Raw genomic sequence first — 15,985 nt, 5'->3', positions numbered from 1 at the left:
GCCCGCGTCGGCTCACTGCCGCTCACGTCAGCCAGAGCACCGCGCTGGCGACCAGCGCGCAGAACGCGGCCACGGGCAGCGCGCCGCCGAGGCGGGAGGTCGGCTCGCCGCCGTGGGGCGCGGTGTCGTGCAGGCGGCGGGCGATCGCGCCCAGCTCGGTCACCGGGCGTCGGCTGGTCGCCAGGGTGAACCGCGCGCCCGACTCCAGGTCGAGCACCAGGCGGTCGCCGTCGCGGCGGAACGACGTCACCGCCGACCACGGCACGCGGTAGGTGCGCAGCCACGACCGGACGGCCGCGTGGTCGCGGTGGAAGACCGCCGACGGTCGACCGCGGACCCAGCCCGCGACCGTGCACGTGCCCGCCGTCCACAGGGCCGTCAGGACCACCGGGCCGCGCAGGGTGACCGCCGCGGCGGTCAGGAAGAGCGCGGCGGCGAACAGCCAGCGGCTCGCCACCACGTCGCGGCGGTGCGGCGGCACCGGGAAGGGCAGCGGGGGAGTCTCCAGGGCCACGCCGAGCAGCTCCTCGCCCGGCCCGTCGAGCCGGGGCAGGGCGCGGTGGTGGGGGCGCAGGGGCCGGTTGGGCAGGATGACGCGGTCGGCGTCCACCAGGACCACCCAGCCGCCGTAGCTCAGGTCGCCCACCGCGAGCATCCGGTCGTCCTCGAACGCGCCGGACACCGCGATCGAGCCGAACGGCTCGCCGTCGACGGTGTGCAGCACCGCCCGGCCCCGGCGGTCGGCCCGGACCAGCACCTCCACCGCCGCCGAGGCCGTGCCGAGCACGCGGTGCCACGCGCGGCGGCCCGCCACGTCGCGCAGGCGCAGGAACGCGGCCATGCCGAGGGTCAGCGACATGACGGTCAGCGGGAGCGTCACGTCGGCCGGCTCGGCCACCAGTTCCGCCCACTGGCCGTCCACCAGCACCGGCACGGCCGCGCCCACGGCGTACGACTCGGGTGAGAGCACGTCGAACGTGCGCCGCGACGCGGGCAGCTCCAGCGTCACGGCGAACTCGGCGACCTCGACCACCGTCCCGGTCACCGGCACGGCCGCCGCCGCGTGGTCGGCCAGGTCGGAGGCGTCGGCCACGTACTTCACCAGCGCCAGCCCGGCGACGACCAGCAGCAGGGCCGCCGCGGCCGTGCGGCCGGGGAACCGGGCAGGCGCGCCACGCCGCACGGCGGTGGGCACGCCGATGTCGCCGAACACCCGGTGCTGCGCCCGCCGCGCCTCCACCAGCCACAACGCGACCAGCGCGCACGCCAGGCCGTGCAGCCCGAACGCCAACCGGACGCCCTCGTGCGCCTCGAACAACACCTCGGCCAGGCCGAACCCGGCGCCCAGGGCACAACCCAGCACCGGTTCCCGCCACAGCATCACCGGGGTGGCGAGCAGTGCCGCGACGGACACCGAGAGCAGCGGGTCGGGGAGGCAGGGCGCGGTGGGCGTGCACCCGCTCGCCGTGGTGGTGGCGTAGCCGAAGGCGATCACCCAGCCGATGAGCAGCACACCCCGGTGCACCCAGCCCGGCACGGCGTGCGCCGACCAGCGGCGCAGGTCTGCGGCGGTGAACGGTCTGCTCATACCGGAGATCCTGCGGCACGACGCGGCGTCGTCCACCACCAGCCCCCGGTGCCCGTCGGTGGCGTCGCCGCCGCCCTCGCTGCCGGGCGGCTCGCGACGGGGACGCGGCTCAGCGCCGCCCTGGTGACGTCCTCCGGGTACGGCGACCGGGCCGGCGCGTCGCCCTCCGCGATCTCGCCGGCCGCGACGGCCCGGTCGAGTTCGGCCAGCCGGGCGAGCCCGTCGCGGTGCTCGGCGACGAAGGCGGCGGTGACGGGCTCGCCGTGGCCGGGCACGACGACGCGGGGGAGAGCGCGGGGATCCCGTCGAGCGCCGCCGGCCACTGGGCGAGGTGGGGGTCCGTTCCGAAGCAAGGTCTGCCCAGCCGTGCGGTCCGTGCTCGACCACGTCGCCCGCGAAGACAACGTGTCGGCGCAGTGGGTGCAAAAGGCGACAGCACCGGCAGGAAGGCGCGGGCGAAGTTCTCGGTCGGTGGCTTGATCCCGGTCTCGACAGTTCCCGTTCGAGTGACGTCGTGGAGAAATGCAAGCCCGTCTTACCGCTGTCGGGGTTCGGTGGTGATTTCGTCGAAGTGGGTGAGCAGTTCGGTCCAGTCGAAGTCGGCCAGGCCATCCGGCCCTTTTACGGTGATCGTGTCGGGGGCGAGCACGGTCACGCCTGCGTCGGTGAGTCGGGCGAGGCTGTGGGCGTAGGCGGGGTGGTGTTGGAGGAGCTTCTTGACGCAGGGTGCGGCCAGGATCGGCAGTTCGGCGGACAGCAGCTCGTTGAGCGCGCCGAGTGCGGGTGAGTCGGAGAAGCCTGCGGCCCACTTGTTGATGGTGTTGAAGGTCAGCGGCGCCGCCAGTACCGCGTCCGCTCGTGGCAACGACTTCTCGGTCAGCGGCGGCCTGGCGGCGGCGCGGGTGAGGCACCCGGTCCGGCGGGCGATGGTGTCCAGGTCGATCCACGTCGCGGCGGTCGGTGTGGCGATCAGGCAGACGCCCCACTGTTTCGAGATCAGTTCTTCGACGGTGCTGTCGATGTGCAGGACGGGGGGAGCGGCCGAGACCACGAGGTACACCCATCGGTCGGATCGGGTCATCCGTGCACACCGGTCCGATTCGCCAACTCGCGCAGGCCCGGCATCGCGTGGCGGCGTTCCCTGCCGAGCAACGTGGTTATGACGGTCCGTGCGGTCCGGTTGGCCTTGAGCAGTTCGGGGGCGACGCGTTCGGCTTCCAGCAGGTGGATCACCGCCGGCGCGTCGTCGGTTCGTCTCGCGAAGGCCCACGCGTTGTCCACGTGCGCTTGGGCACGGCGTCCGTGCAGACCAGCCGGCAGGGCGGACAGGTCGAGTTGCTCGCCGACCGCGAGCACCGTTGACGGGTCGTCGAGTGCGACGGCGGCGGACATGCAGTGAATCCGCACGTTGGTCGGGCCGAATGCGCTGAACCCGAGGTTGTCGTCGCGTCCCAGGCGGAGCGCGAGTTCCTCCGCGTGGTCGAGTCGTCGTCGCGCCAGAGCCGCGTCGTGGTGGCGGGCCGCGATGATCGCGCTGATCAGTGACAACGAGCCACGCCAGCTGATGCTGCCCGGTTCGTCGCGGTGAAGCCGACGTGCGGACTCGATCGCGTTGTCCTCGGCTTCGTCGGCAGCACCGAGCTTCAGCAACGCGCACGTCAGCTGGTACGAGGCGGCGGCGTGTCCCAGCATGGTTTCGGCTTGGTCGGCCGCGTCGAGTGCGCGCACTGCCGCCTCGTAGGCGGTGACTCCGTCGCCGAGCTTGGTAGCCGCCTTTGCCTCGACCACCGCGGTTCCGCACCGTGACCGCAGCGCCTCCCTGGCCTCGTCGCCGTGTGACGACGTCAGGAGCCCATCCACCATCCGCTTGATCTCGGGCAGCGCGTGGCGGACGGAGTCGTAACGGGCCGCCTGGTAACCGCGGTGCAGATCGGCGACCAGGGCATCCACATAGCGGATCGAGCCAGGACGTGAGCCCGTACCGGTCAGAGGACCGACCGGAGCCTGTGGCCGGCGGCGGCGTACCTGCTCGGACTTCGCGCTGTTGCGAAGTTCGCGGAGTGCTCCGCCCGCGTGCAGCGCGTCGTCGATCGCGGACACCAAGCCCATCGACGGCAGGTTCTGTCCCGGCCGCTCGGCCATCGACACGTACTGGCGGGTGTACCCGATCAACGTGGCCAGTTGCGGCTGACTCAACCCCGCCGCGCGACGACGCGACCTGATCTCGTGGGCGAGCCTGACCGCCGCCCGAGGAGGTTCCTGGTCGGCTCCGGTCGTCTCGCTCATCGTTCGGCTCCGCGGTATCCCGGTGGACGACAACGAGGGCGAACTCGCCGTGGGGCCAATCCGCCTCCTTCGGTGACTATAGCTGTTCTTGGCCGCATGGCGGGAAAGCGCAGTCAATGGGGGAATAGTGGATAGTCGCTGAAACGTGCTGGAGCTGTCCTGGCGGCGTGTCAATCGATGAAGCGCCCGAGTCGCTTTCCCTGTGTACGTCTTCGGACGTGGGATGGCCCGCACCGCCGGCCGGTGGTGGTGCGGGCCATCGGGAGGCGGTGGCGCGTCGACGGGAGGCCAGGCGGGGCCTGCGTACGGTGCCTTCTCGCGCGGATCACCGCAGGCTGTGCGGTCACGTGTCGTGGTGGTGGTTGTCGGGTCGGAGGGGGTCGGCCCAGAACAGGTGCATCGTGGCGTCGGCCTCGGCGAAGTGGTGCAGGGCCTGGTGTGGCTGGTCGGTGAGCACTTGGTGGGTGCCGTCGGTCGAGAAGGCTTGGGTGTGGTCGTGGAAGGCGATGCCCCATGCGGTGATGCCGACCTCGTCGGGTTCGTCGTACTCGAAGCCGATGGCGAACACGCGTGGGGCGCTGTCGACCGCCAGGTTCTGCAGGGAGGCAGGGATGTCCTGCAGGTCGGATACCTGCTCCGGGCCGATCAGGTCGTGCATGGGAAGACCTTTCTTCGCTGTGTGGTGATCGTGGAGCTGTTGGGTGGCTTCGTGGTTTTCGTGGCGATCGCATCGACGAATTCGGTGAGGACCTCTTTTTCGGTCATGGGGCTACCTGGGGGTGGTGCCGTGGTGTGGCTGGGTGATCTTGTCGAGGACGAAGTCGATGGTGTGGTGGAGTGCCCGGTCGTGGCCGTCGGCGTGGAGCGGGGTGTGGGGATGTGCAGGTCGTGGGGGACTTGGCCGATGTGGTGGTCGGCGAGTTGTCGGAAGGTGGTGTCAGGGGCGCGGGGTTTGTCGTTGCCCAGTGGGATGTCGGTGTCGAGGGTGGTGCGGTAGAGCAGGTCGTAGACGGGGAGGTGGCTGCGGACGACGGCTTCGAGGCGGGTGTGGGTGTCGGGTCGGTGGGTTCGTGGCGGTGGGCCAGGGCGTCGCGGTAGTAGCCCAGGGCGTCGTGTGCGAAGCGGGCGAGGAAGGTGCTTTTGCCGGCGGAGTGGGTGCCGGTGACGCCGATGGTGATCGGTTTCTCGACCGCGACGGTCACCACAGCCCGTCCTCCGGTTCGGTGGGCGGGCGGAATGCCTTGAGTGCCGCGATGTCCACGAGTTCGGTCCAGGTCAGGTCGTTGTGGTCCAGCAGTGTGCACAGCAGCAGCCAGACGCACCAGGTGTCGTACCCGGCGCGGTGCGGGCGGTGGTCACCGGTTCGGTCGGGATGGAGGCCGGCGTGGGCGACGAGGTCGGTCAGGCGGTGCGAGGGCAGGTCGGGCCAGCCTGGAACCCCAGGGTGTGCTGCATGAGGTATCGGCGCTGGTCGTCCAAGCCCTGCACCAGGATCGCCCGATCGGTGATCGTGGTGAGCGTGCCGCCCAGGTCGGTGGTCAGCTCGGCGACCGTGCGCGGGTCCGGTGCCGTCCAGGCCCTGGAGCAGCGGACGATCTGGGCGACCGGGCAGATGTCGCACAGCTCCCGGATGCCGTAGTGCCCGTTGTAGTCCGCGGTGCCGTGCTCGTGGGACACCGCGCAGGAGGTCTTGCGGAACAGCGGCGACCCCGCCGACCGTCGGGCTGCGGCGGTGAGTATCCGCTGCTCCAACAGCTGCGGGAAGACTTTGCGCCGGGCGACGTCGTCGTAGGGTTCGGGCAGGCCGTTGGCCCGGTACTGGTCGCGGATCTGGTCCCGGTAGAACAGTCCTGTGTAGACGGTTGCGTGGGCGTGGCGGCTCAGGTCCAGGGCGTGGGCGAGGTGGGTGTCGGTGTCGTTGAGGCCCGGCACGATCGGCCGCCAGTACAGGACCACCCGGTACCGGTCGGCGTGCTCGAAGGCGGTGTGCAACGACGTGGCCGCGATCGAGGAATCCACCGGTTCGATCCGGTCGTCCTCGATCCCGGAGTGGGTGAGCAGCAGCGTCAGCCTCAGGTGGCGCAGCGTGTTGAGCCTGGCGCAGTCGGCCGGGTCGACCCGCCACCGGGTGATGACCAGGACGTGATTGGTCAACCCCCGCTCGTCGATCCGTTCCAGCAGTTCGAACAGGTGGGGTTTCACCGCGGGGCAGCATCGGGTCGGTCGCCCGGTTCAGCAACTGGACCGGCGTCACGTGCGGGCGGAAGAACCGATGCCCGGTCAACGCTTCGACCGCCTCCTCGGCGGTCAGCACCGCGCGGGGCACCTTCATCGCGAAGTTGTCGAACAGGTGCCGCACACAGTACCCGCAGTCCAACGGGCACCCGATCACCGAGTTCAGGCTCAACCCCGACTTGCGGTACTGGACGACATCCAGCAGTTCGGGCCGCACGGCCGCGCGTTCGGCCTCGGTGAGCATTCGAAGCGTTTTCGGGCCGTCCATTCCGGTGGCCCGGCTCGTCACCACGGTCGCCTCCTCGTCTCCGCGAACCCGTGAGGTACCGATTCATGCGAACCAGGACCGGCTATGATTACGGAAGGAGGCAAATCGACTACCAGGAGTTTTGCCCGTTCTGACTGTTCCCGGCCACCACGGAGCCGATCATGACCGGTGTGGAACACCCCGACGGCGCGCGGCGGCCGGCCGCCGGCCGGCTCGCCTACGAGATCAAGGCCCGCCGGGAGCGCGCCGGGCTGAGCCAACCACAGTTGGGGGCCAGGATCGGCTACACCCGCCAATACGTCTCGATGGCCGAGCACCCCGGCCGGAACCTGCCGTCGTTCGAACTGGTCAAGGCGATCGACACGGCACTGGAGGCGGACGGGGCGCTGATCGCGCTGCACCAGGAGTCGAAACGGGAACAACAGGCGGTACGGGACACCGGCGGCTCGACCCCGTGCACGACCACCTGCGGCTGGTACGGGAACTGATGCGGCTCACCGCCGGCGACCCGGGGCGCGCGGTCCGCGTCTGCGAGGTGATCCTGCCTGCGCTGCCGCCCGCGTACCGCCGTGACCGGGGCACCGCGCTGAGCAGGTTCGCCACCGCGGCGGCACGGATCGGTGAGCCCGAGTACGCCGTGCACCTGGCGCGGCAAGCGCTCGACATCGCCCGCAGCTCCGGGTCGGGTCGCACCGAGAACGAACTGCGCACCGTGGCCCGCCTGCTCGCCCCCCACCACACGATCCCGGCGGTGGCGGCCTTCACCGACGACCTGGCCCCGGACCCCACGTCGTGACCGCTGCACACCACGAGATCAGCGCGATGCACCGCGCGATCGCCCTGTCCGCGCTCGGACTGGGTCGCACCAGCCCGAACCCACCGGTCGGCTGCGTCATCCTCGACCCGACCGGCCGGGTGGTCGGCGAGGGCCACCACGAACGCAAAGGCGAACCCCACGCCGAAGTCCACGCCCTCGCCGCGGCGGGAGAACACGCACGCGGCGGAACCGCCGTGGTCACTCTCGAACCGTGCAACCACCACGGACGCACCCCACCCTGCCACCAGGCACTGCTCGACGCGGGCATCGCCCGAACCGTCATCGCCCTGATCGACCCGACCTCACGCGACGAAGGAGGCGCCGCACGACTGCGCGCCGCGGGCGTCGAGGTCGAAGTCGGAGTACTCGCCGACACCGCACGCCTGGTACTCGGTCCCTGGCTCGACTCCCTGACGACGGGACGCCCACACGTGACCTGGCTGTACCGGACGAACCCGGACGGAAACCCCGTCACCCCGACCGCGTCGCAGGTGCGGGCGCTCGCCGCCGGCATGGACGTCGTCGTGCACGCGGACGGCAGCGTGGTCGAGGCACGCCCGAACAGCCACGGCGCTTTCTCACTACCCACACCACAGCCGAGCCGGCAACCCGCGGAGCTGCTCGCCGCGCTGTACGACGGAGGAACACGCACCGTCCTGATCGCCACAGGTCCTTCGATAGCCGCACGATTCATCCACAATGGACTGATCGACCGGACCGTCGCCCACCTCGACCCCGTCGGCCCCTCGCACCGCCCGTCAACCAGGACGCAGCCGCTCGTGCCGACCGGGTTCGTCGTCGACACCGTGACCCGTGAAGGCCACGGTGTCCGCGTCGAGGCGCACCGACCGACCCGGCAGAACCACCTGCCACAGTGACTGCGATGCCGGCACCGAAGCGTCCGCAAATCGCGTGGTCGCCGGTTTGCCTCATTCCGACACCCGGCCTGTTCCCGGTCTGATGAGGCAGTGTCACGTGCAGTTGGACAGCGGACGAACAGACAGCACATCCCGACCGTGCTCGGTCAGGTGTTGGCGGAGCAGGAGCCCGATGCCGCCGCGGACTTGTCGACCAAGCTGTGGCCCGTCGTGCCGGACGAAGCGGATGCCGCCTGGTGCCGAATACGGGAACTGGCGATCCGGCGCAGACTCCACGATCGGGCAGCGCAGGAGTCGGCATTGCTGTCGTTGTCGGCGACCTACCGCTCCCAGGTGCTGTGGTCGTGCGGCTATACCTCCGTGGCGCGCCGACAACTCCGGCGATCCCTGCCCTACGCGTCCACCGCCGACCCGCGTCTCGCCGCCCACCTGGACGAGTTGCTCGCGACACCGACCGGGGCGACGGTGCCCGCATCGATCCGGCCGGCGGCGGACGCCGCGCGGGGAAGGAGTAGGTAGTGGCCAGGACGGTCGAGTTGAGGGTCGACGCGTTCACGAAGGCCATGCTGCTGGCCGGGTACACCTCGGACAACGCGGTGGCGGAGGCGATGGAGGTCAACAGGTCCACGGTGTCGCGCGTGCTCGCCGGTGAACTGTGCCCAGGCCCCGGTTTCATCGGCGGCGCGCTGACCGCGCTGGCACCGCTGGAGTTCGAGAACCTGTTCACCGTGGTGACGGTCGCGCGCGGTGACGCGCGCAACCCGCCAGGCACGACCAGTGGCCCGGACGGATCGGATGCCGCGCAGGCGTTCCGCACGTGCCTGATGCAGGTGCAGGGCACCCGCTCACCGGAACAGATCGCCGCGCTCTGCGGCTTCTCCCACCGGTACTGGATACTCATCAACACGGGGAAGAGCGATTCCGGACCGCAAGACATTCAACACGATCCTGGCCGGACTGAACCCCGACCCACGACAAACCGGGCAACTGACCGCCCTCTACTCAGCCGCACGCGGCACGTCGCGAGCACGACCACACTGAGGCGAACCACCCGCCCTGCTCCCGTGGACACTCACGGCGCCGCCGTGTCCGAACACCGCCCAGCACACAGCCGCCACCCGTCGGTCGGCGGGCGGGACGGACCATCCCCGCTCGCGCGGGGAAGACGTCGGTCGGTCTCCACGATCGGTGGCCCCGGCCGGACCATCCCCGCTCGCGCGGGGAAGACCCTGCGCGCCGTCCACCGGAGGTGGGTTGTTTGGGACCATCCCCGCTCGCGCGGGGAAGACTGAGGAGACCGCCGCCGCATTTACCGAGAATGCGGACCATCCCCGCTCGCGCGGGGAAGACCTGGCCGCGCTGGGCGGCATCCGGGGCCAGCACGGACCATCCCCGCTCGCGCGGGGAAGACGGCGAGATCATGGAGATGGCCGACCTCGGCCGGGGACCATCCCCGCTCGCGCGGGGAAGACCCGCCGCACGGACGCGTCGGCGGGTGGTCGTCGGGACCATCCCCGCTCGCGCGGGGAAGACGGCGAGATCATGGAGATGGCCGACCTCGGCCGGGGACCATCCCCGCTCGCGCGGGGAAGACGCGCGCCCAGGGCCAGATCGTGTCCAACGGCAAGGGACCATCCCCGCTCGCGCGGGGAAGACACTTGTTGACCTGGAAGTTTACAGCGGTGTAGGTCGATTTTGATTCGGTTCATCGCGGTGTCGTAATGGTTGGTGCCTCATGGTGGTCCGCGCGTCGCGCGGTAGGAATCGGCGAGCTGTTGTGGGGGTTCCGGTGAGCCTTTGGGAAGCTGGACCGTGCGAGGCACTCCCGTGTCAGTCCAGTGCCCGCAAACCGGCCAGGGTCGCCTCTTCGTGCGCCCGGTACACGGCGGGCAGGCGTTCGGCCAAAGGGCGCAGTAGGGACAGCGCCTCGCGCAGCGCCCGTGCCGCGCCGGACGTGTCGCCGCCCGTCACGAGCAGGTCCGCGTGCCGGCGCAGCGCCGCCGCCAGCTGCGCGTCGTAGCGGTGCGGGTCGAGGCCGTTGAGCACCCGGTAGATGTGGATCGCCTCCGCCGTCGCGTCGACCGCCTCCCGGTCGCCTCCCCGCCGCGACAGCCGCGCCCCGTGCTCCAGCAGCGCCGACGCCAGCACCTGCTGGTGACCGGTCAGCGCGTGCCGCCCCAGCTCGTCGGACACCGCGATCGCCTCCTTGGCGACGGTGATGGCCTGGTCGTGCCGGCCCGCCGCCAGGAGCAGCCTGCTGTGCAGGGACAGCGCGTCGGCCAGCCCCTGGCGCCACGCCACCGGGTCGCCCGCCGCCCGCGTCCGCAGCGTCTCCGCCGTGCGCTCCATCGCCCGCACCGCCCGCCGCACGAGCCCGGCCGCCGCGTACCGCTCGGCCAGCGCCGACTGCCCGTCGTCCGCCGGCGGCAGCACGTCCACCAGCCGCTCCAGCACCAGCGCCACGCCCAGCGCGCTGTCCTCGTCGCGGTCCAACGTCAGCACCCGCTGCCACAGCGCCTGCAACGCCCCGATCCGCGCGTGCCGGGCGAACTCCGCCAGCACCGCCCCGGACGTCCGCACCAGCAGCTCCGGGTGCTCGGCGGCCAGCAGGTCGAGCAGGTCGCCGTCCGGCCACGTCATCACGGCCGTCCGCAACGCGCACGCCGCCACGTCGCCGTCCCCCGCCAGCAGTCGCCGGAACAGCGCCCACGCCACGCCCTCGGACAGCCCGAGCACCGCCCGCCCGGCCAGCGCCCGCTCCACCAGCGCGTCGGCCAGGCACAACGGCCGCAACGGCTCGACCACCCCGTGCTCGGCGGGCGGGTACCGGTCCTCGTAGCGGGCCAGCAGCTCCTCCGCCCGCGCCGCGTCCGGCGCGACCTCCAGTCGCACCAGCGCCGACAAGGCGGAATGCCGGGGCAGCGGGTGGGCGAGCGTGGCGATCAGGAGCACCATCGCCAACGCGGCCTCGTCCTCGACGCCCGCGCGCCACGCCGCGACCTCCCGGTCCAGCAGGTGGTCGGCGAGTTCGCCGCGGGCGTCCACGCCGCCCAGCGCGGCGGCCACCGCCGCCATGTGCACCACGTCCAGCGACCGGGCCTCCCGCACCGGCGCGGGCACCGACCGCGGGTCCACGCGGGCCGCGAACTCCCGCACCGCCGCCGCGTACGCCGCCAGCGGATCGCTGATCGGGGGTAGCAGCTGCTCGGTCAGCACGACGCCCTCGACCTCGGTGGACAGGAAGTGGCAGGCGGCCTCCCACCAGGCGTGGTTCTCGCGCGCCAGCACCAGCACGCGCGCCGGCGGGCGGAGCCGCGCCACCAGCCGCGCGAGCCTGCCCGGCGGCCAGGCCGGGGCGTCCACCACGACCAGCAGGCGCGCGGGCGCATCGAACGGCACCGAGGAGGGCCGCGCGGGTCGCCGCACCTCCCACGCGTGGTTGCCCGCGATGGTCGTCAGCACGTGCGCGAGCTGCCCCTTGCCGGTGCCCGGCGGGCCGTGCAGCAGGCGGACGGCCACCTCCTCGTCGCCCATGAACCACGCCGCGAGCTGCGCCTGCGCGCCGTCGCGCCCGGCGGGCGGGAACCGCTCGGCGTCGGCCAGCAGCCTGCTGGGCAGCGGGCTGTGCCGGTGCGGTGCGCGGTCGACCAGGTCGCCGCGCCGCATGGCCAGCACCAGCCCGTCGCCCGACCGACCCCGGAAACCGCCCGCGGGCGGTCGCACCGACACCACCTGCCCGGCCGGGACGCGGACGGTGCGCAGGTAGCGGCCCCGCCGGTCCAGCAGGTCGATCAGCGCGGGCTCGGTGTCGGGCACGTCCAGGCACGTGCCGTCCGCCGTCCGCGCGCCGCCGATGTCGACCGACTCGCCCTGCCACGACAGCCACAGCCGCCGCCTGCCCAGCGCGTCGGCGACCGGTCGGACGTGCTCGGCGCGGATGCCGGCGGGCGGGTCGGACGGCGGCAGCGCGTCCTCGGCGAGCTCCCGGTTCGCGACCGCGTGCAGCAGCCACCCCGACACCTTGTCGCGCGCGGCCTCCGGCAGCCGCTGCCACGCGCCGTACACCCAGTCGGCCAGGCCCGTGCGCCCCTCCACGGCCAGCGAGTACAGCGCCGCGCGCAGCTCGGGCTCGGGGTCCTGGTCGGTGAGCACGCACCGCACGACGCGCTCCTCCAGCCGCAGGGCGGGCGACAGGCAGTGGTCGTGCGCCTCCGCCAGCACGTCCCACACCCGGTGCACCGGGTCGGACGCGGGCGCGGCCAGGCGGGACCGCAACGCGCCGCGCAGCGCGGGCAGCAGGTCGGGGCGCAGCGCGACGCCGGCGGCCGAGCGGCTGCCGACCCAGTCGCCGAACCACAGGTCGGACTCGGCCGACACGTCCACCAGGGGCAGCGTGGCCAGCCGCATCGCGCGGATCAGCTCGGGCTCGACGCGGGTGGCGCAGCTGAGCATGACGGCCAGCCGGAGGTGGCCGGGCAGGTCGGGGAAGTCGTGCTCGGCCAGGGTCCGCGCCAGGCGGGTCGCGATCACGCCCACGGCGGTCCCACCTCCACCCGGCGCGCCACTGCCCCGGCACGTCGGCGGGCCGGCGGCGGTGCGATGGCGCGTGCTGCGGTGGCGCGTGCTGCGGTGGCGCGTGGTGCGGTGGTACGCGGTGGGGCTGGCCTCGCGGTGATCCCGCCGGTCGCGTGGTCGCGGCGGGCGCGCGGTGTCGTGTTCAGCCCCACGACGACCCCGCCCTCGCCCGGCTGACCGTCGTCGTGCGGTCCCAGCACACCAGCGGCAGCAGGCCGCGCAGCCACCCCGGCCACCGCGCCGGCGGGAACGGCACCAGCCCGATCGGCGAGCAGCCGTGCCACCGCAGGATCGTGGTGAACCGCGACCACTCGGCGTGCCGCGACCGGTCGCGGTCGACGCGCGGCCCGCCCAGGCCCAGGTCGGACAGCAGCAGCACGCGGCAGCCCGGCGCGGGCGGGTGGTACGGGCCGGCCACGTCGTCGTCGCCCCACACGCCGCGCAGCGGGCTGTCCGCGAAGTGCCGCACCTCCGTGGCGTGCTTGCCGACCACCGCCCGGACCTGCTCCACCAGCGCCCGCTGGTCCGCGGCGAACGGCGCCATCGCGCGGCCCAGGTCCACCAGCACCTGCACCCCGAACCGCGACGTCGGCACGCTCTGCCTGGGCAGCTCCCGCACGGGCAGGCCGCGCGCGATCCGGTCCACCAGCGCGGGCAGGTCGACCTTGCCGTCGGGGAACGGCCGGGACAGCACGGTTTGCAGGATCGCCCGCTGCGACCGGGGCGGCAGCAGGCTGACGTGCCGCGGGCGGGCGGTCAGGTGGTGCTCGCCCGCCTCGGGGACGCGCTCCACCCCGTGCCAGGCGTCGGCCGACCGCGGCGCGGGCTGCTCGGCGATCCGCACCACCTCGGGGAGGGCGGGGAAGCGGCCCGGCGGGGCGGGCGCCCGCGCCGGGGGTCCGTCCGACCCGGTGTCCGGCCCCGGGTCCGGTCCGGCGGTGGGCCGGACGCCCGCGAAGCCGAGCACGGGCGCGCCCGCCGGGGCGTCCGCCGCGACCACCGGTGCCACCGACCGCGCGGGCGCGGCGTCGAGCCCGAGCAGCCCGGCCGCCGCGCGCAGCCGGTCCGCGTCGGCGATGCCGAGGACGTGCGCCGCGCGCGCCAGGTCGCCCAGCCAGATCTCGCCCGGTCCGGGCGACTCGTCACCGGACATGGTCGGGCTTGAGCAGGGTCAGCCGCAGCAGTTCCTCCCACGTCGGGGTGTCGCGGCGGATGCCCAGCCGCACGCACGCCCGGTACGCGTCGAGGAACTCCGCGGTGCTCGGCTGCCGCTGCCCGGAGTCCCTGGCCTTGCCGCGCGCCGCGTCCAGCGCCCGCGCCAGGTCGCCCGCCAGCTCCTCGTCGGCGCGGCCCGCGCCGTGGTGCGCCCTGGCGATGTCCACCAGCCGCCGGGGGTCCGGCTCGGGCAGCCACGCCACCACGCAGCGGCGCAGGAACGCGCGGGGCAGCTCGCGCTCCTCGTTGGTGGTGACGACCACCAGGTGCCGGGCCAGGCCGGGCGCGGTGAACGCCGTGCCGGGCAGCTCGACGTCGGTGGCGGGCGGCTCCTTGACGATGGTGCGGTCGATCTCCGTGACGTGGAACTCGCCGCTGCCCAGCGGCACCAGCAGGCCGTTGGGCAGGTCCGGGTCGGCCTTGTCGATCTCGTCGATCAGCAGCACGGCGTGATCGGGGTACCGGGGCGAGGGGTTGCCCTTGTCCACGGCGCGGTGCCGCTCGGGCATCCCGTGCTCGGGCCGCGAACCGCGCAGGGCCGCCGAGCGCGGCGCGAACGCCCACCACAGCGGTCCCGGATCGATGTAGCGGTGCTCGTGCCACTTCCCGCGCTGGCCCTCGGGCCGCTGGGCGTCGCCGAGCCTGCGCACGCTGTCGAACGTCCACAGCAGGTCCTGCGCCTGGGTGCGCGCGGTGACGACGTGCTTGTAGAAGCGCCAGCCCTCCTGGCGCGCGAGGAACGGCGCGAGCGAGGACTTGCCCGAGCCGGGGTCGCCGCGCAGCAGCAGCGGGCGACCGGTCGCCAGCGCGATCCGCACGGCGTGCTCCAGCTCGTCGGTCATCAGGTACACCGCGCCGTCGCGGTCCGGTGTGTCCACAGTGGACGATACGGTCATGCCTCCGCCTCTCAGGCCGGTTCCGCGACGCCGGCGACGTGGTCCAGGTCGTCCACGAACCGCTGCGCCAGCTCCTCCGCGCCGGCGGCGAGGGCGTCCAGCTGGAGGACGCCCCGCCCGGACACCCGACCGCGCGGACCCAGCAGCAGGATCGCGGCCACGTCGGGGAACTCCTCCGCCAGGTCGTCCAGCGCGTCGAGCAGCCGTCCCGGCCGCACGCCCTGCGCGACCACCACCAGGTAGCACCGGCGGTCGGTGCCCCTGGTGGCGTCGGCGACCTGCCCGCGCAGCTCGGCGAACACGCTGCGGTCCGCGTCCTCGCCGGTGACGAAGCCGATCTCCTGCACCTTGATGTGCGCGTCGCCGAAGCAGAACGCGACGTCGAGGTAGTGCCGGCCGACCCACGCGTTCGAGGCGTTCAGCGCGGAGCGCAGCGGGATGGGCCCGTCGGGCGGGCGCAGCTTCCGGGCGGAGGCGCGGTCCACCCAGCTCGGGTGCAGCAGCCGGACCACGCGCGCCAGGTGCTCGGGTCTCATGCCCCACCGCAGCACGCCCACCGCGCGCACCACGCCCGGCTGCCCGCCGTGGTTGAGCAGCTGCACGGCGAGCAGCAGGTCGCCGGACACGGCCCGAGTCGCCGTGCACAGCCGCTCCTCGATGCCCAGCGCCGCCGCGCCCCGGTAGCGCAGCTCGTCGTCCAGGGACCGCAGCTGGAGGCTCAGGAACCCGGCCCACTCGGCGTCGGCCGGGTCGAGCCGGGACGGCAGCTCGGCGAACACCGAGGTCACCTTGTCGGCGACGCGCGCCACGTCGTCCGCGTCGGCGTCGGCGTCCAGCCGGACCGCCTGGAGCAGGTCGACGTCGGTGAACCCCATCCGCCGCACGCGCTCGGTGCCGACGCCGTCGACGAGCACCGGCACCACGAACGGCGTGCCGCGCACGGCCCGGTTGTTCAGCGCGATCGTGGTCTCCTGGCGCACCCGGTCCGACGCCAGCGCGAACTCGTCCAGCAGCACGACGAACGCGTGGCACCGGTCCAGGGCGGTGAGGATCTCCGAGCGCCACTCCAGGCCCGGCCCGATGTCCCGCAGGTCCAGGAACACCGAGTAGTTCTTGTGCCCCAGCTCGTCGTAGATGAGGTCCCGCAGCCGCGCGGCACGCGTCGGCGTCCTGCCGTCGTAGGTGCGGTTCCGGGAGCTGTGGCTGATGAAAACCCTGTCGCGCACC

At 73.0% G+C, this 15,985-nt stretch carries 14 protein-coding genes and 1 CRISPR repeat array; of the genes, 4 read left to right on the top strand and 10 right to left on the bottom strand.

Annotated elements, in window-relative coordinates; genetic code table 11:
• Nucleotides 1–22: 22 nt before the first annotated feature.
• The 6 genes from C8E97_RS20245 to C8E97_RS20215 form a co-directional block, all read right to left on the bottom strand.
• A complete protein-coding gene (locus tag C8E97_RS20245; protein WP_121007112.1) occupies nucleotides 23–1,588 on the bottom strand; it encodes a hypothetical protein in 1,566 nt (521 codons plus the stop codon).
• Nucleotides 1,585–1,863: a hypothetical protein gene (locus C8E97_RS20240; protein WP_121007111.1), complete on the bottom strand. Its 279-nt coding sequence runs from the start codon at nucleotides 1,861–1,863 to the stop codon at nucleotides 1,585–1,587. Before C8E97_RS20240 ends, C8E97_RS20245 begins: the two co-directional genes overlap by 4 nt.
• Nucleotides 1,864–2,123: 260 nt before the next feature.
• Nucleotides 2,124–2,639, bottom strand: coding sequence for a flavoprotein (locus tag C8E97_RS20235; RefSeq protein ID WP_246019034.1), 516 nt, complete (start codon nucleotides 2,637–2,639; stop codon nucleotides 2,124–2,126).
• A gap of 26 nt (nucleotides 2,640–2,665) precedes the next feature.
• The gene (locus C8E97_RS20230; protein ID WP_121007109.1) at nucleotides 2,666–3,874 is read right to left on the bottom strand and encodes a helix-turn-helix transcriptional regulator; all 1,209 of its coding nucleotides are present in this window, start codon (nucleotides 3,872–3,874) and stop codon (nucleotides 2,666–2,668) included.
• Nucleotides 3,875–4,217: 343 nt separating this feature from the next.
• The gene (locus C8E97_RS20225) at nucleotides 4,218–4,532 is read right to left on the bottom strand and encodes a hypothetical protein (protein ID WP_121007108.1); all 315 of its coding nucleotides are present in this window, start codon (nucleotides 4,530–4,532) and stop codon (nucleotides 4,218–4,220) included.
• 743 nt (nucleotides 4,533–5,275) lie between these two features.
• Complete coding sequence (locus tag C8E97_RS20215) at nucleotides 5,276–6,076, bottom strand: radical SAM protein (RefSeq protein ID WP_121007106.1); 801 nt, start codon at nucleotides 6,074–6,076, stop codon at nucleotides 5,276–5,278.
• Nucleotides 6,077–6,538: 462 nt separating this feature from the next.
• Here C8E97_RS20215 and C8E97_RS20210 point away from each other — a divergent pair, with 462 nt between their 5' ends.
• From C8E97_RS20210 to C8E97_RS20200, 4 genes are all read left to right on the top strand, one after another.
• Nucleotides 6,539–6,865 carry a helix-turn-helix transcriptional regulator gene (locus C8E97_RS20210; RefSeq protein WP_121007105.1) on the top strand — a complete coding sequence of 109 codons (327 nt, stop codon included), beginning with the start codon at nucleotides 6,539–6,541 and terminating at the stop codon, nucleotides 6,863–6,865.
• On the top strand, nucleotides 6,832–7,173 hold the full coding sequence (locus C8E97_RS34770; protein ID WP_170211925.1) for a hypothetical protein: 342 nt from the start codon (nucleotides 6,832–6,834) through the stop codon (nucleotides 7,171–7,173). Before C8E97_RS20210 ends, C8E97_RS34770 begins: the two co-directional genes overlap by 34 nt.
• Nucleotides 7,174–7,199: 26 nt before the next feature.
• Entirely contained in the window at nucleotides 7,200–8,072 is an 873-nt protein-coding gene (ribD, locus tag C8E97_RS20205) for a bifunctional diaminohydroxyphosphoribosylaminopyrimidine deaminase/5-amino-6-(5-phosphoribosylamino)uracil reductase RibD (protein WP_121011985.1), read from the top strand.
• A 138-nt stretch (nucleotides 8,073–8,210) separates the two neighbouring features.
• The gene (locus C8E97_RS20200; RefSeq protein ID WP_121007104.1) at nucleotides 8,211–8,591 is read left to right on the top strand and encodes a hypothetical protein; all 381 of its coding nucleotides are present in this window, start codon (nucleotides 8,211–8,213) and stop codon (nucleotides 8,589–8,591) included.
• A gap of 620 nt (nucleotides 8,592–9,211) precedes the next feature.
• Nucleotides 9,212–9,728: a CRISPR direct-repeat array (repeat unit 28 nt; unit sequence GGACCATCCCCGCTCGCGCGGGGAAGAC).
• Nucleotides 9,729–9,902: 174 nt separating this feature from the next.
• Here the strand turns inward: C8E97_RS20200 and C8E97_RS20195 are convergent.
• The 4 genes from C8E97_RS20195 to C8E97_RS20180 all read right to left on the bottom strand — a co-directional run bounded on the left by C8E97_RS20195 (nucleotide 9,903) and on the right by C8E97_RS20180 (nucleotide 15,984).
• Nucleotides 9,903–12,608: a hypothetical protein gene (locus C8E97_RS20195; RefSeq protein WP_121007103.1), complete on the bottom strand. Its 2,706-nt coding sequence runs from the start codon at nucleotides 12,606–12,608 to the stop codon at nucleotides 9,903–9,905.
• 181 nt (nucleotides 12,609–12,789) lie between these two features.
• Nucleotides 12,790–13,800: a hypothetical protein gene (locus C8E97_RS20190; protein ID WP_121007102.1), complete on the bottom strand. Its 1,011-nt coding sequence runs from the start codon at nucleotides 13,798–13,800 to the stop codon at nucleotides 12,790–12,792.
• Nucleotides 13,790–14,758: an AAA family ATPase gene (locus tag C8E97_RS20185; protein WP_121007101.1), complete on the bottom strand. Its 969-nt coding sequence runs from the start codon at nucleotides 14,756–14,758 to the stop codon at nucleotides 13,790–13,792. Before C8E97_RS20185 ends, C8E97_RS20190 begins: the two co-directional genes overlap by 11 nt.
• An 11-nt stretch (nucleotides 14,759–14,769) precedes the next feature.
• The gene (locus tag C8E97_RS20180; RefSeq protein ID WP_121007100.1) at nucleotides 14,770–15,984 is read right to left on the bottom strand and encodes a toll/interleukin-1 receptor domain-containing protein; all 1,215 of its coding nucleotides are present in this window, start codon (nucleotides 15,982–15,984) and stop codon (nucleotides 14,770–14,772) included.
• Between the last annotated feature and the right edge of the window lies 1 nt (nucleotide 15,985).

Origin of the sequence: Saccharothrix australiensis, from assembly GCF_003634935.1 — a bacterium.
GTDB classification, from domain to species: domain Bacteria; phylum Actinomycetota; class Actinomycetes; order Mycobacteriales; family Pseudonocardiaceae; genus Actinosynnema; species Actinosynnema australiense.
The sequence above is the reverse complement of the archived record's forward strand: the minus strand, read 5'-3'. Positions and strand labels throughout refer to the sequence as shown.

Bases quoted from the DNA above. Each gene is read 5' to 3' on its own strand.
- C8E97_RS20210 (WP_121007105.1), top strand. From the start codon at position 6,539: ATGACCGGTGTGGAACACCCCGACGGCGCGCGGCGGCCGGCCGCCGGC.
- C8E97_RS20185 (WP_121007101.1), bottom strand. From the start codon at position 14,758: ATGACCGTATCGTCCACTGTGGACACACCGGACCGCGACGGCGCGGTG.
- C8E97_RS20230 (WP_121007109.1), bottom strand. From the start codon at position 3,874: ATGAGCGAGACGACCGGAGCCGACCAGGAACCTCCTCGGGCGGCGGTC.
- C8E97_RS20225 (WP_121007108.1), bottom strand. From the start codon at position 4,532: ATGCACGACCTGATCGGCCCGGAGCAGGTATCCGACCTGCAGGACATC.
- ribD (WP_121011985.1), top strand. From the start codon at position 7,200: ATGCACCGCGCGATCGCCCTGTCCGCGCTCGGACTGGGTCGCACCAGC.
- C8E97_RS20245 (WP_121007112.1), bottom strand. From the start codon at position 1,588: ATGAGCAGACCGTTCACCGCCGCAGACCTGCGCCGCTGGTCGGCGCAC.
- C8E97_RS20190 (WP_121007102.1), bottom strand. From the start codon at position 13,800: ATGTCCGGTGACGAGTCGCCCGGACCGGGCGAGATCTGGCTGGGCGAC.